This is a genomic window from Pseudomonas sp. AB6 (assembly GCF_034314105.1).
GTDB lineage: Bacteria > Pseudomonadota > Gammaproteobacteria > Pseudomonadales > Pseudomonadaceae > Aquipseudomonas.
In genome coordinates, this window is record NZ_JAVIWJ010000001.1 from 2,407,225 (window position 1) to 2,421,064 (window position 13,840).

At 54.9% G+C, this 13,840-nt stretch carries 15 protein-coding genes; 7 read left to right on the forward strand and 8 right to left on the reverse strand.

The features are described 5' to 3' along the window. Positions 1-115 precede the first annotated feature (115 nt). On the reverse strand, positions 116-745 hold the full coding sequence (locus tag RGW60_RS11345) for an L-threonylcarbamoyladenylate synthase (RefSeq protein ID WP_322204700.1): 630 nt from the start codon (positions 743-745) through the stop codon (positions 116-118). 13 nt (positions 746-758) lie between these two features. Beyond that, the gene (locus RGW60_RS11350; RefSeq protein WP_322204701.1) at positions 759-1,619 is read right to left on the reverse strand and encodes a PHP domain-containing protein; all 861 of its coding nucleotides are present in this window, start codon (positions 1,617-1,619) and stop codon (positions 759-761) included. A gap of 66 nt (positions 1,620-1,685) precedes the next feature. Here RGW60_RS11350 and RGW60_RS11355 point away from each other — a divergent pair, with 66 nt between their 5' ends. From RGW60_RS11355 to RGW60_RS11380, 6 genes are all read left to right on the forward strand, one after another. Beyond that, positions 1,686-2,282 carry a septation protein A gene (locus RGW60_RS11355; RefSeq protein ID WP_322204702.1) on the forward strand — a complete coding sequence of 199 codons (597 nt, stop codon included), beginning with the start codon at positions 1,686-1,688 and terminating at the stop codon, positions 2,280-2,282. A 2-nt stretch (positions 2,283-2,284) separates the two neighbouring features. Then, positions 2,285-2,584 (forward strand): YciI family protein, encoded by a 300-nt coding sequence (locus RGW60_RS11360; protein ID WP_322204703.1) that lies wholly within the window; start codon positions 2,285-2,287, stop codon positions 2,582-2,584. Between the two features lie 118 nt (positions 2,585-2,702). After that, positions 2,703-3,113: a translation initiation factor 2 gene (locus tag RGW60_RS11365; RefSeq protein WP_322206897.1), complete on the forward strand. Its 411-nt coding sequence runs from the start codon at positions 2,703-2,705 to the stop codon at positions 3,111-3,113. Between the two features lie 7 nt (positions 3,114-3,120). Continuing rightward, positions 3,121-3,801, forward strand: coding sequence for a response regulator transcription factor (locus RGW60_RS11370; protein ID WP_322204704.1), 681 nt, complete (start codon positions 3,121-3,123; stop codon positions 3,799-3,801). A 351-nt stretch (positions 3,802-4,152) separates the two neighbouring features. Continuing rightward, positions 4,153-4,569 carry an LTXXQ domain protein gene (locus tag RGW60_RS11375; protein WP_322204705.1) on the forward strand — a complete coding sequence of 139 codons (417 nt, stop codon included), beginning with the start codon at positions 4,153-4,155 and terminating at the stop codon, positions 4,567-4,569. A gap of 63 nt (positions 4,570-4,632) precedes the next feature. Further along, positions 4,633-6,000: a HAMP domain-containing sensor histidine kinase gene (locus RGW60_RS11380; protein WP_322204706.1), complete on the forward strand. Its 1,368-nt coding sequence runs from the start codon at positions 4,633-4,635 to the stop codon at positions 5,998-6,000. Positions 6,001-6,012: 12 nt separating this feature from the next. On the opposite strand, the gene RGW60_RS11385 is transcribed toward RGW60_RS11380, so the two are convergent. Then, a complete protein-coding gene (locus tag RGW60_RS11385) occupies positions 6,013-6,576 on the reverse strand; it encodes a nitroreductase family protein (RefSeq protein ID WP_322204707.1) in 564 nt (187 codons plus the stop codon). An 85-nt stretch (positions 6,577-6,661) separates the two neighbouring features. After that, positions 6,662-7,663 (reverse strand): AraC family transcriptional regulator, encoded by a 1,002-nt coding sequence (locus RGW60_RS11390; protein ID WP_322204708.1) that lies wholly within the window; start codon positions 7,661-7,663, stop codon positions 6,662-6,664. A 224-nt stretch (positions 7,664-7,887) separates the two neighbouring features. On the opposite strand from RGW60_RS11390, the gene RGW60_RS11395 reads away from it, so the two are divergent. Next, positions 7,888-8,481, forward strand: a complete 594-nt coding sequence (locus RGW60_RS11395) for an HD domain-containing protein (RefSeq protein WP_322204709.1) — start codon at positions 7,888-7,890, stop codon at positions 8,479-8,481. 19 nt (positions 8,482-8,500) lie between these two features. Here the strand turns inward: RGW60_RS11395 and RGW60_RS11400 are convergent, their stop codons facing one another. From RGW60_RS11400 to recQ, 4 genes are all read right to left on the reverse strand, one after another. Further along, the gene (locus RGW60_RS11400) at positions 8,501-8,791 is read right to left on the reverse strand and encodes a SelT/SelW/SelH family protein (RefSeq protein WP_322204710.1); all 291 of its coding nucleotides are present in this window, start codon (positions 8,789-8,791) and stop codon (positions 8,501-8,503) included. Positions 8,792-8,799: 8 nt separating this feature from the next. Beyond that, complete coding sequence (locus tag RGW60_RS11405; RefSeq protein WP_322204711.1) at positions 8,800-10,947, reverse strand: FimV/HubP family polar landmark protein; 2,148 nt, start codon at positions 10,945-10,947, stop codon at positions 8,800-8,802. A 153-nt stretch (positions 10,948-11,100) separates the two neighbouring features. Further along, the gene (locus RGW60_RS11410) at positions 11,101-11,535 is read right to left on the reverse strand and encodes a MarR family transcriptional regulator (RefSeq protein WP_322204712.1); all 435 of its coding nucleotides are present in this window, start codon (positions 11,533-11,535) and stop codon (positions 11,101-11,103) included. Positions 11,536-11,675: 140 nt separating this feature from the next. Continuing rightward, positions 11,676-13,805: a DNA helicase RecQ gene (gene recQ, locus RGW60_RS11415; protein ID WP_322204713.1), complete on the reverse strand. Its 2,130-nt coding sequence runs from the start codon at positions 13,803-13,805 to the stop codon at positions 11,676-11,678. Positions 13,806-13,840 lie beyond the last annotated feature (35 nt).

Here is a 13,840-nt window from a genome sequence, read left to right on the forward strand (position 1 = left end):
GGTCTTGCGGCATGTGCATCACCGCCTGGCCGTAGACCATGGCGAATGGCAACTCTTGCTGAGCGCCTGCCTGGTTGTCCAGGATTGCCGGTTCCACGTTAGCCGCCGCTGCCATTCAGGCTTCAACCTCGAACGGTCGCGGGTCGCCGCAGCCCACGCGGATTATTTGTGCTTCGCCGTCTGCCAAATTAATCACGGTAGACGCCGAGATGCCACCGATACCGCCGTCAATGATCAAGTCAACCTGATGCTCCAGCAGTTGACGCATTTCGTAGGGGTCGCTCAACGGGACGGTCTCGCCGGGCATGATCAAGCTCACGCTCATCAACGGCTCGCCCAGTTCCACTAACAATGCCTGAGCGATGGGGTGGCTAGGCACCCGCAGGCCAATTGTCCGGCGCTTAGGATGCAGGATCAACCGCGGTACTTCGCGGGTGGCATTAAGAATAAACGTGTACGGCCCCGGCGTATGAATTCTAAGCGCGCGAAACGCTGCTGTATCTACTTTAGCGTAAGTACCGAGCTGCGATAAATCACAGCACATCAACGTGAAGTTGTGCTTATCGTCCAATTGGCGCAAACGACGGATGCGCTCAATAGCGCTTTTATCGCCGATCTGACAACCCAGCGCGTAGGACGAGTCCGTGGGATACACCACCAAACCGCCCGCCTTGATGATCTCAGCTGCTTGCTTTATCAGACGCGCCTGCGGGTTTTCCGGGTGCACCTGGAAAAATTGACTCACGGTATCTTCCTGTTCAGACAGCAGTAGGCTGGTCATGTTTGAATCGACACCAAAGTGGCGGTAAATCCTCGGGCAACGGGCGATAAATGCCAATCTCGGACCACGCGCCAGGGGCATGAAAGTCACTACCGGCAGTTACCAGCAGACCAAACTCACGAGCCAAAATAGCCAGACCGCCGACCTGTATTGCAGGCTGCAGGCCGTTGACTACCTCAATAGCGTGACCGCCGGCCTGAAGATAGTTGGCGACCAGTTTACGGCGTTTACTACGGGTGAAATCATAGTGCCAAGGGTGGGCCAGACTGACCCATGCGTTGGCTTCGCGCAGGGTCGCGACGGTCTCCTCCAGCGTTGGCCAATGTTGCTTGACGTCGCCCAGTTTGCCAGCGCCCAGCCATTTACGAAATGCCTCGGCGCGATCCTTGACGAAACCGGCCCTTACCATAAAGTCTGCGAAGTGCGGTCGAGCGGGCGCATTGCCGCTATCACCGAGCTCTTTCTGGATGGATCGAGCCCCTTCCAAGGCTCCAGGCATACCTTTGATCGCCAATTTTCGGCTTATTTCCTCCGCACGCAACCAGCGGCCATGGTGCAAACGCTCAATAGCCGCGATCAATACGGGGGCCTGTATGTCGAAATCGTAGCCTAAAACGTGAATGGTGGCACCGCCCCAAGTGCAGGACAATTCGACACCATTAACCAACTGCATCCCCAGCGCAAGCGCCGCATTACGGGCTTCTTCGAGTCCTTCGAGGGTATCGTGATCGGTCAGGGCGAGCATCCGCACACCGTTTTCATAAGCACGCGCAACAAGAACCGCAGGCGCTAATGCGCCATCGGAAGCGGTGCTGTGGCAGTGCAGGTCAACATTCATAGGTAGCGCTTTCGCAGTCATTGATGTTTGTTATTATGCCGCCACATCCTGCATCTGGCTGCCATTGTGAAACAATTCATCGACTTCATTCCGCTGCTGCTGTTTTTTATCGTGTACAAAATCGAACCTCGTGCCGTCGACATCCTTGGCCATAGCATCATGGTGGGTGGAATTTTCAGCGCCACAGCGATGTTGATCATCAGTTCGATCGTTGTGTATGGCATTTTGTTCATCACTCAGCGTCGGCTGGAAAAAAGCCAATGGCTCACACTGCTTGCTTGCCTGGTGTTTGGCAGCTTGACCTTGGCGTTCCATAGCGAGGCCGTCCTTAAGTGGAAGGCACCAGTGGTCAACTGGGTATTTGCTCTGGCATTTTTCGGCAGTCATTTCATCGGTGATCGTCCGCTGATCCAACGCATAATGGGCCACGCACTGACCTTGCCGCAGGCGATCTGGACTCGATTGAATATCGCCTGGATCATTTTCTTCGTGTTCTGCGGCGCAGCTAACCTGTATGTGGCCTTTACTTATCAGGATTACTGGGTCGACTTCAAAGTGTTCGGCAGTCTTGGCCTGACCTTACTGTTTCTACTGGGTCAAGGGATATTCCTCGCCCGCCACCTGCACGACGCGGACCCTTCAACGCCTGAAACCAAGGAATGAATATGCTCTACGCAATCGTTGCGACCGACGTCGCTAATTCGCTGGAAAAAAGGCTGACTGCAAGACCTGATCATTTGGCGCGCCTGATTGCACTAAAAGATGAAGGCCGAATGGTACTGGCCGGCCCGCACCCGGCTATAGATAGCAACGATCCTGGCAGTGCCGGTTTCTCCGGCAGCTTGATCGTCGCCGAGTTCGAATCCCTAACAGCAGCGCAAACCTGGGCCGACGCTGATCCTTATGTCGCCGCTGGCGTATATGCCAATGTGGTGGTCAAGCCGTTCAAGCAAGTATTGCCTTAAACCACAGCGCCGACGCCGCGTTTACCAAGCGGCGCCAACCGATCAATTCGGTATTGCTCACGATTGCGCTCAACCTGCCGATAACCCGCCGACACTCAAAAAAAATATAGGCGTTCAGATGCGTTCAGGTTCGATGTGCTTGTTGTTGGTTCTATTGAGCGTTGGCATTAACGCCCAGGCTGAAGAAACCTCTACCCCCGCAGGGTCCATAGTGTTACCGCTAAGTACGGGTAACCGGATCGCCGATTTGCAACAGCGCCTCACGGCGAGCGAGCAACAACGCGAAAAATTGAGCCAACAAATTCAAAACACAAACACCGAACCTGAGAGTTCACAACTGAGTCGCCTGCGTCTCGAAAACCAACGCCTCACGTTGCAACTCAAAGAATCGCTGGCAGCTGCGCCGCTGCGCATGTTCACTGAGCAACAGCAATGGTTCGTTACTGGCGGCGGTGTGGCTATGATTGCCCTTCTTTGCGGTATTTTTGCCAGCGGCTGGCGCAGACAACGTCGGCAGTGGCTAAATTGAGTGAGTCATGAGCGAACTGTTACTAATTGATGATGACGAGGAGCTCTGTGAGCTTCTAAGCAGTTGGCTAAGCCAGGAAGGTTTTCACGTACATTTTTGCCACGATGGCAGCAGCGCCCGACGCGCACTCGCGAAACTACCGCCACCAGCGGCCGTCGTATTAGACGTGATGCTCCCTGATGGCAGCGGTCTGGAGTTGCTTAAACAATTACGTACTGATCACCCTGATTTGCCCGTACTGATGCTGTCAGCCCGCGGCGAACCGTTGGACCGTATTCTCGGCCTTGAACTGGGCGCCGACGACTACCTGGCAAAACCTTGTGACCCCAGAGAATTGACGGCCCGATTGCGGGCAGTCCTGCGCCGCAGTCACCCCACAGCGGCGTCAAGCCAGCTCGAACTGGGGGATCTTTGCTTCAGCCCGGTGCGCGGCGTGGTAACTATCGACGAACATGAGTTCACCCTGACTGTTTCAGAGAGCCGGTTGCTTGAGGCGTTGTTGCGTCAACCCGGCGAGCCGCTGGACAAGCAAGAGCTCGCCCAGCTGGCACTGGGTCGTAAGTTAACGCTGTATGACCGTAGCTTGGACATGCACGTCAGCAACCTGCGCAAAAAAATCGGCCCCCACGCCGACGGCCGTCCGAGAATCGTAGCCCTGCGCAGTCGCGGTTATTACTACAGCGCTTGAAACCCCTGCCGTCTGTAGCAGGTCTCTCAGCAAACCGGATGAAAATTTGTGTATTTTTAGGTTTCAGGGTGTCAGAACTGAGGCCTTCGCAAACGAACTCTGTCCACCGATTTGGCGATAGGCAGATTTTGCTACAGAGGCTGCCGAAGGCTCCGAAAACTCAGAAGAGCCTTTGCCGGTAATCGGCTGTAAAAAATCTCGTTTACAGCACGACTCAAGGGCGCAGTGGTCTCTAAAAGATGATTTTGCATCTTTACCCAAGCTTTACTGTCGCCTGACCGCCGTTGACCTTGCTCTCCCTACACTGGCCTCAACCGGCCTCGAGTCGAAAACGAGACAAGGAGATTCACTATGCGTAAGACTTTAATCGCTCTGCTGCTTGCTGCTGCTCTGCCAACCATTGCGATGGCCATGCCTCCTGTAGAGGGTGGTGGTCACGATGATGAAATGCGTCACCACAGCCCCTACAGCCAACTGAACCTGACCCACGATCAACGCCAACAAATCGGGCGAATAATGTTAGAGCAACGGCATAGCCGCAAAGAAATCACCGAGCGTTATCTACAAATGCTGCCACCTGCTCAGCAGAAGAGCATGCAGGATGAGTTGGATGCCAAGCACCTCAAAGCCCAGAGCGACGTTCGGGTGCTGCTAAAGCCTGACCAGCAAAAACAGTTCGACGTGATCCAGCAACAGGAGGCTCAACGTCGGGCCGACCACACCGAATTCCAGGATTGGAAAGCGCAAAAGTCTCAGGAATCTAAATAGACACTGGCTTGGCCCGCCCGACACATGACAATGCGTCGGGTTTTATCGTCCTGAGGAATCTACGTGCGTTCATTGTTTTGGCGAGTTCTGGCGAGTTTCTGGTTAGCTATAGCCTTGGTAGCAGGGCTGTCGATTTTGCTCGGGCACATGCTTAATCAGGACGCTTGGATCCTTAGTCGGCACCCGGGAATTGCCAAGTTGGCGCAGAACTGGACAGAGCTGTATGACGAAAAGGGTCAAGAAACTGCGCAGGAATATCTGCAACAACGGAAACGGCGTTACCACATTGACGTTCAAGTGCTCAACGAAAGCGGTGAGGCGATGGTACGCGGCACATTCCCACCGCGTGCAGCAGCACTTGAAGCTCGCCAGCATAATGACCCCAAGCAATTGCCGTGGCGTCGTTTGACCACCGAGTACACCAGCACAAAAAGCGGCGAAACCTATTTGTTTATTTATCGCATCCCGCACCCGGAGCTGAACGCCTGGCACCGCAATAGCCTGATTTGGCCCCTTAGTGCCCTAGGTATTGCGCTGGTGGTACTGACACTTTTCAGTTTATTGGTCACGTTATCCATCACTCGTCCGCTCAGCCGATTGCGCGGCGCAGTGCATGATTTGGGACAGACCACTTATCAACAAAACAGCTTGGCGCAACTGGCAAACCGCCGCGACGAATTCGGCGTGTTGGCCACAGACTTCAACCGTATGGGCGCCCGCCTGCAAGCATTGATTGGCAGCCAGCGGCAACTACTGCGCGACGTCTCACACGAGTTACGCTCACCCTTGGCGCGCCTGCGCATCGCATTGGCCTTGGCTGAGCGCGCAGAACCAGCCGAGCGCGAGAAGCTCTGGCCGCGATTGGCTCGCGAATGCGACCGGCTGGAAGCATTGATCAGCGAAATATTGGTGCTGGCGCGTCTGGACGCCGATTTTGGAGAGGCCGAACCAGTCGACTTGGGCGAGATGCTGCACCATTTGCAAAGCGATGCACTGCTCAATGCCGCAGATCAGCAGATACAGGTTAGCGCTCGCAATGACGTTGAGCTGCAAGGTTGGCCGGACATGCTTGAGCGCGCACTGGACAACCTGTTACGTAACGCCCTGCGCTTTAATCCTGTGGGAGAAACTATCGAGCTTCTGGCACAGCGTGAGGGTGATAGGTTGCTCATCAGCGTGCGTGACCATGGCCCCGGAGTATCGTCCGAATTTTTACCGCAACTGGGCGAACCCTTCTACCGAGCTCCCGGTCAGACGACGCCTGGCTACGGCTTGGGCCTGGCCATCGCCAAACGCGCAGCAGAACGTCACGGCGGCAACCTAATACTGACCAACCACCCTGAAGGCGGCTTTGTGGCGAGTATCGATTTGCCGTTGGAACCCATTATTGCCGGTGTTTCTTCAGGCGCGCAGCAATCACAATACGTGTAGCAATCGCATTTGCTACAACGCACCCCACTGACTTACAAAATCAGCGGTATCGCGCTTAGGCGCGGTGCGCGGTTCGTTTTGCGGAGTACCCAGGTAGAGAAATGCAACGACCTCCTCGCCAGATTCCAACCCCAGTCCTTTTGCGACATGCGTTGAATAGGCCAACTCACCGGTGCGCCAGACAGCACCCACTCCCAGAGCGAACGCAGCATTCAGAATTGCGTGGGCAGCACAGGCTGCGGTGATCAGTTGTTCTTGCTTGGGCACTTTAAAGTGTTCCTGCAACCTGGCAATAACAACGACCACCAACGGCGCGCGTAGCGGGCTGAGGCGCGCTTTTTCCAAAACCTGAGCGTTCGGTTCAGCGCCACTGAGTTGCAGCGCCTGTGCCAGCAAATCCCCCATCTGCTGTCGGGCATGTCCTTCAACAGTCAAAAAACGAAACGGTCGCAACTGGCCGTGATCGGGTGCACGCAAAGCCGCAGCAAACAATAGTTCTCGCTGAGCGGCGTCGGGTGCCGGATCAATCAGCCGTGGGACTGATACGCGGTTTAGCAAAGCGTCGAGCGCCTCCATCGGGTTTCTCCTGAAAAAATGATCGGCCATTCTAGATGGCGGACGTAGCTTCTAACGAGCGAGCAGCGGATTTAATTACCACCTCTTATATCCGGGCGCGGTACTCGCCCGGAGTTGTGTCAAACCAACGACGAAAGGCACGGAAGAAGTTGCTGGGATCGGCAAAGCCAAGCAAATAGGCGATTTCCAACAGGGTCATTTGCGGCTGCGCCAGATATTGCTCGGCCAGTTCGCGGCGAGTGTCATCGAGCAATATCTGAAAGCTGGTGCCCTCCTCCTGTAACCGTCGCTGCAACGTGCGCTGGGACAAATGTAAACGATGCGCGACCATCTCACGCTTAGGCTCGCCTTGCGGCAGCAACCGACAAAGCGCTTGCCGAACCTGGTGAGTGACACGGCTTTCAGAAAACCGGGCCAAGTATTCACCGGCAAAACGATCATGCAATTGCGCCATGGCCTCATTGGCCGTAGGTAGTGGCGCCTCCATGTCGGCACGATCAAACACGAGAGCGTCGTAGGGAGCATTGAATGTCATCGGCGCATGGAATGCTTGCCTGTACGGCTCCATATTCTTGGGTGGGTCTCCCTGAATCAAAACCCGACGCGGTTGAAGCGTCCGCCCGGTGAGCCAACTGCAAAACGCCAAGGCCGACGCCATCGAAGCTTCTGCGCTTTGCCGGGTGGGCGGAAGGTGGTCGCCATGCACGGTCAAGATCAGCGCATAGCCTTCAGCCAGCAGACGAAAACTTAAGTCAGCACTTTCAGCAATGATTCGCTGGTACCTTACCAGCCGCGCAAATCCGTCCTTGAGCGTTTGACTCGACATCAGTGCATAACCCGCAACGCTGAAGGAGCCTGGACGCACGACTTTGGCCATGTTTAATCCAATCGCTGGATTACCTGACAGCGCAACCGCTCGCTGCCAAAGCCGGGTCAGCGAGTCCTGGGGAAAGCGTGCATCAGGGTTATCGAGCTCGGTGTAATCCAGCTCGAGCTCTTTGAACAGCGCACGGCAATCCAGACCATCCAGTTCCAATGACCTGACGATACCCGTGGCCCAACTGGCAGAAGTCGTTCTTTCGCTCATGATTTCTTATTCGAAGTAAGCCGCGCCCTGCAGCCAGTGCGGCCAAGGATACGCTTGAGCCTTAAACAAGTACCATGAGATGTTGCTGAGAAAGATACGTTTTTAGGGCCCCGCAGGCCTTCCGCGGCGCGCTGGGCCAGCAAAGCGTCCTTGACGGCCACTGTCGGAAAACTTGCAACGCCTAGACTGGACCCTGTCCACTTCTAATAATGACAGGACCGACAATGAACACTCAGGCACGCTTCACCCACATGCAAGACGGCACTCAAGAAGACTGGATGGTTATTGCCAAGGACTTTGCCGCTTATGCCAAGCAACTTCCGGGACGAATCCTGACTCACCTTAGGCTGCTGGATGGAGACTTTGGCGGTTTCCCGGTCGACCGACTGACCCATTCACTGCAAACTGCCACCCGGGCATACCAAGATGGTCGCGATGAGGAATACGTTGTCTGCGCGCTGCTCCACGACATCGGCGATACGCTAGGTTCCTATAACCACCCGGACATCGCGGCGGCTATTCTCAAGCCCTTTGTCAGCGCGGAAAATCTGTGGATGGTCGAGAAGCACGGGATCTTTCAAGGCTATTATTTCTTCCACCACCTAGGCATGGATCGGCTGTTGCGCGAACAATTCAAAGATCACCCGCAGTACCAGCGGACCATCGAATTTTGCGCCAATTACGATGCCGCGGCCTTCGATCCGGACTATAAAACCCTGCCATTAAGCTTTTTCGAACCCATGCTGGAGCGGGTATTCGCCTTCCCCAAAAATTCGATCTATACATCCGCAGTCGAAGAAAACGCTGCATCGGCATAAGTTTAATCAGGCTAGCTGACTAATCTTGCACGCGATCGTTATGCCCAAGGTCGCGTTGCGGGTCGATTTGATCGCGAACGCGTTGCTTGAGCACTTTGGCATCGGGAAAGCCCCCATCGGCCTTGCGCTCCCAAATCTGCACACTGTTGCAGGTAATGCTGAACGCCCCATTTGTCGCCGGCTCCAGAGAAACCCTGCTCAGATCATCGGAAAAAGTACTGAGCAGCTCTTGAGCGAGCCAAGCAGCGCGCAGCAGCCAATGGCACTGCGTGCAATAGGTGATGACAATTTCAGATTTGGCAATGGGCATACGTAGCCTCAGCTGATTCTCGCTAACAAATTTTGGGCTGTGCGTTGGTGTTCTTCGTCACCGCCCTTGATTACTTCCTGCAGCAGTGCACGCGCATCGTCCAACTCGCCGTCATCAATCAGCACTTGCGCCTGGTTGAGTTTGCTCAGGGGCTCATCATTGGCGAGGTCCAGCAAATCAAACTCTTTGGAATCATTGATGAAGCCGTCAAGAAAATCGTCATCCAGCGAATCGTTATTGGATTGAATATTCGGTTCCGGCTCAGCGAAATCGCTAAGAAACAGCTCATTGGGTATTTCGAGAACCTCTGGAAACTCGGTCAGATTGGATGAAAACTCAGGTTCTATTTCCACTGCGTCATCCGTTACCGATTTACTGCGCATGGCGGGCGGGGGTTCGAACGGATCGACAAGATCCCAACCCGCATCCATCGACAAGTCATCCAGATTCAAATGAAATTCATCAACGGGCTGGGCGATTGGAACAGGTGTTTGAGGCTCAATGAAGCGAGAGTCCGATTGCGGGGCTGCCAGCCCCGGCTTCAACACGATCTCTGCTGGCACCTCGGGTAACGGTACTTCAGTCAGCTCGGGCTTGATGAAAAACTGAGGATAGCGCGCACGAACCTCTTGTACGGAATCGGCACTTACACCGTCATCGAGCAAGGCATGCTCTTCCAGAGCAAAACCATCGACGTCACCTTGCTCCGCCAACAACTCCAGAATTCTCAGCCGCAGATCAGTACGTTGCGGCTGCTTTAGCGATGCTTCACGCAAAATACCTAACGCCTCAGAGAACCGGCCATATGCGATATAAATGCTAGCCCCGTCCAATGCATCAGTTGCGACACCCGCAAGGCGCTGGTTTGAAGCGCTTGATGCAACGAGAGCAGGCGCCACGGGAACGACCGTTACTGCGGGCGACTCGACTACTCGCGCAGTCATGGGTGATGGCGTTGTCGGATCGGGTGTCACGTATGCCGCTTGCGCAGGCGGCAGACTTTGCAGTCGCTTGCGCCGGACAGCGTAAGCCAGCCCTAGCAGAAGAAGCAGCAATAACAAGGCGCCAATCAGCAAGGGGATGCTGATGAATGAATTATCTTCGGGGGCAGTCCTTGAAGGCGACGTCCCTACAACGGGCACAGCAGCACTCGGTGCAACCGGCTTGGCTTTGAGTTCAGCCAGCGCAGTTTGCAAGTCGTTTACTTGCTTGTCTTTACCGGTAATCTGATTCTGAAGGCCCTGCAGTTCAACTTTAAGATCTCCCACAGATTTAGTCAGTTGCTGGTTCTCAATGACATCGGCGGCCAACAGTTCAGCAGTTTTCTGTTCTGCACTGACAATGGGTTCCGATGCCGAGCTGTCGGCGGCCGGCAGTGCAGTAGAAGGCGAGACAGGCCCTTCGGGCGAGCGGGCTAACACCACCGTATCCGGCAGCAACAAGCTTTGTCCGATTTTCAGGCGCGTGCCGCTGCCGTTCGAAAACGCCTGAGGGTTAAGCGCTTGTATGCCGCGGGAAAGGTCATTTGCAGAAGATTTACTGCCTGAATCGTGAAACCGTCGGGCAATGGCGCCCAGATTGTCACCGCTAACGACTGTGTAGTGATTACCCTGCACTGCTTGCGGAGGCGCGACTGGCATGCGCGCTTCTACAGGGTTATTGCCTTTAGGCTCAATCCATCGGCCCCGTGATGCAGTCCGGCCCTGAGATGATTCGGGAGGATCGATCAACAGCGTGTAAGCGTGTACAAGATCGCCATTGGGACGTGCCAATCGCACCAGAAAAATCAAATAAGGTTCGATAACCGGCTTTCTCGACACCACGTGCACGACACCATGGCTGCCATTGATAACCGTCGTAAAGTGCAGATCATTCAAAAAGAACAGTCGGTCGACACCCGCTCGGCTAAAGGCATCTTGCGATGCAAGGCCTACATGGATGTCGTCGGCTGTAAGACCAGCGGTTTCAAGCAGTTCTATGTCGGCGTTAAAGGGTTGATCCAACGCCGAATGCAATGTGATCTCACCCAGCCCCAGGGCTGAGGCCAAGGCCGAATATAACAACGAAATGGCGGCAGCAGCCAAACACCAACGACGCACTAACCGCCGCGACGGACGATTAACCCATGCGAGCGCAACCTGAGAACTCTTCAGCATGAAAATCCCTATAGAAACCAACGCTCGCTTCGCGGCACACTCAACCTCTACACATAGATGGCGCAAGTGTGAAGGCAATTTCCGCGCAATACGCTCACGCGTGAAACAATGCCCAAGCTTATAAGAATCACCCCATCGGTGAATACTCGACGCTCAAGATTTCTCGAGGTTTGAGAGAATTTTTGCGTGAACTTGCATGCAAATGCGCAGTTCCTCCTCGTCAACACCCTCAAACAACTCTTTGCGCAACGCCGTAGCAATTGTTTCAATTTTTTCGATCAAGGGACGGGCCGTATCACTCAGCAGGATTTTTTTTGCTCGACGATCTTCAACCACAGCTTGGCGGCGAACCAGCCCTTGGGTTTCCAGGCTGTCCAGCAAGCGCGCGAGAGTCGGCCCTTCTACGCCGACACTTTGCGCCAGCTCGCGCTGAGTCGGCGGTTCATCAAAGCGTGCGAGGTGCAACAACACCAACCAGCGTGCTTGCGACAATCCAAGATCGGCCAAGCGTCGGTCAAGCTCGGCACGCCAGCCGCGGGACATGTGCGCCAATTGCATTCCGAAGCGATGTTGATCAGTTAAGGGCATAGAAAACTCATGATTAAAGGCTTGTACTAATTATTAGTCAGCTAACCATGACATTCGGATGGAGGCAAGTGGCCCGCTTGTAGCGAATCGTCGCAGGACTGGGTAACGCCTACAGTTCATCGTTGTTAAGTTCAGATAAGTTAGACTTCGAATTCAGATTGCAACGCGGCTCGTACGCAATACAACACGCCTTCCGGTACACGTCCGGTGAACTGTGCCGCCACGGCGGATACCGGAGGCAACTCCCCTTCGCCGTCAAGAAACGCGTCCTGCACTTCACTAAGCAAGTCCTCGGGAAGGTCCAATGCCTGTTCCAGCGACAACTGCTGTTTACCGATAGCCTCTGCCAACATCGTATAGACATTCTTTTCCGAGCATTGCAACTGACCAGCAATTTGCAGCGGGGTCATACCCGCCCGCGCCAGGCTAATCAGTTCATGACGCAGGTCAGCGACTACTCTCGGGGCCTCGGCTGCGCCCCCTAGCACTTCGAGAAACGCCTCACCGTAACGCTCCAATTTACGCGCACCTACGCCGCTGACTTGGGCCATTTCTGACATCGAACCAGGTTTGCTGCGAAGCATTTCAAGCAGCGTCGAATCCGGAAAAATCACGTAAGGAGGTACGCCATGCTCTTCGGCCAATTTGCGCCGCAAGGCACGAAGCGCTTCCCACTGTTCTCGCTCTTCGCCACGGACCAATTGGCTCGCCGGGCTGCCAGAACCGCTTTTCGGGGCGGTTTGTGGTTTCAGATCACGACGTAGTTCCAGCGTAACCTCGCCGCGCAACAGCGGCCGACAAGTGTCGCTCAAGCGCAGGCCGCCATAGCCTTCCAGGTCAATATCAGCTAACCCACGAGCCACCAACTGGCGAAACAGCGAACGCCACTCGCTTTCGGCGCGCGCCTTGCCAACGCCAAACACCGCCAAGTGCTGATGGCCAAAGCTTTTCACTTTGTCATTGTCGCGGCCCAGCAGCACGTCTACTAAATGACCGACTCCATAGCGCTGGCCGGTACGGTAGATCGCAGATAAAGCCTGGCGCGCCGGCTCGGTGGCATCCCAGGTTTGCACACCATCAACGCAGTTATCGCAGTGGCCGCAAGGTTTAGGCATGTCTTCGTCGAAATACGCCAATAACGTTTGGCGACGGCAGCGGGTTTCTTCACAGAGAGACAACATGGCGTCGAGTTTGTGTTGCTCAAGGCGTTTATGACGCTCGTCACCTTCAGAGTTTTGCAGCATCTGCTTGAGCATCAAAACATCTTGCAGACCGTAGGCCATCCAGGCATCGGCAGGTAAACCATCGCGACCTGAACGGCCGGTCTCCTGGTAATAGGCTTCCAGTGATTTGGGCAAGTCCATGTGTGCGACGAAACGCACGTTGGGCTTGTCGATGCCCATACCAAAGGCGATTGTGGCGACCATGATCAAGCCTTCCTCATTGAGGAAACGCTTTTGGTTAGCAGCGCGGATTTCATTGGGCAAGCCCGCGTGATAGGGCAACGCCGGGTATTTGTTTTCGCAAAGGAACGCCGCGACTTCATCGACCTTTTTACGCGACAGGCAATAAACGATACCGGCATCGCTGCGTCGCTCGGACAGGAACGCCAACAGTTGTTTGCGCGGCTGTTCCTTGGGCACGATGCGATAAAAGATATTTGGACGATCAAAGCTGGACAAGAACCGCTCAGCCTTCTGCAAATGCAGTCGTTCGACAATCTCTTCTCGGGTCCGTTTATCAGCCGTGGCAGTCAGCGCAATGCGCGGTACGTCCGGGAAGAGTTCAGCGAGTTGCCCCAGCTTCAGGTATTCGGGGCGAAAATCGTGGCCCCATTGCGATACGCAGTGGGCTTCGTCGATGGCGAACAAGGCAATTTGCAGATTCTGTAGAAACGCCAGCATCCGTGGCTGGACAAGCCGTTCAGGTGCCAGATAAAGCATCTTGATTTCGCCCAAACGAATTCGATTGGCCAAATCACGTTGCTGCTCGGCGTTTAGCGTGGAGTTCAGAGCTGCCGCCGAAACGCCCAATTCTTCAAGTGTTGCCACTTGATCATCCATCAACGCAATCAGCGGTGAAACCACCACGGCCAAACCGTTTCGCAACAGCCCAGGCACTTGGAAACACAAGGACTTGCCGCCACCGGTGGGCATTAATACCAAGGCATCGCCGCCGTTAGCAACGCGCTCAATAATGGCACCCTGACGACCACGGAAACTGTCGTAGCCGAAGATGTCTTTAAGTACGCGTTGAGCCTGTTCGAGCATAAAAACCCCACAAATCGCAGAAACAATCCTGCTAC

Coding starts and splice junctions, on each gene's coding strand:
- RGW60_RS11395 (WP_322204709.1), top strand. CDS start 7,888: ATGAACACTCAGGCACGCTTCACCCACATGCAAGACGGCACTCAAGAA.
- RGW60_RS11365 (WP_322206897.1), top strand. CDS start 2,703: ATGCGTTCAGGTTCGATGTGCTTGTTGTTGGTTCTATTGAGCGTTGGC.
- RGW60_RS11370 (WP_322204704.1), top strand. CDS start 3,121: ATGAGCGAACTGTTACTAATTGATGATGACGAGGAGCTCTGTGAGCTT.
- RGW60_RS11375 (WP_322204705.1), top strand. CDS start 4,153: ATGCGTAAGACTTTAATCGCTCTGCTGCTTGCTGCTGCTCTGCCAACC.
- RGW60_RS11410 (WP_322204712.1), bottom strand. CDS start 11,535: ATGCCCTTAACTGATCAACATCGCTTCGGAATGCAATTGGCGCACATG.
- RGW60_RS11385 (WP_322204707.1), bottom strand. CDS start 6,576: ATGGAGGCGCTCGACGCTTTGCTAAACCGCGTATCAGTCCCACGGCTG.
- RGW60_RS11400 (WP_322204710.1), bottom strand. CDS start 8,791: ATGCCCATTGCCAAATCTGAAATTGTCATCACCTATTGCACGCAGTGC.
- RGW60_RS11360 (WP_322204703.1), top strand. CDS start 2,285: ATGCTCTACGCAATCGTTGCGACCGACGTCGCTAATTCGCTGGAAAAA.
- RGW60_RS11350 (WP_322204701.1), bottom strand. CDS start 1,619: ATGAATGTTGACCTGCACTGCCACAGCACCGCTTCCGATGGCGCATTA.
- RGW60_RS11390 (WP_322204708.1), bottom strand. CDS start 7,663: ATGAGCGAAAGAACGACTTCTGCCAGTTGGGCCACGGGTATCGTCAGG.
- RGW60_RS11405 (WP_322204711.1), bottom strand. CDS start 10,947: ATGCTGAAGAGTTCTCAGGTTGCGCTCGCATGGGTTAATCGTCCGTCG.
- recQ (WP_322204713.1), bottom strand. CDS start 13,805: ATGCTCGAACAGGCTCAACGCGTACTTAAAGACATCTTCGGCTACGAC.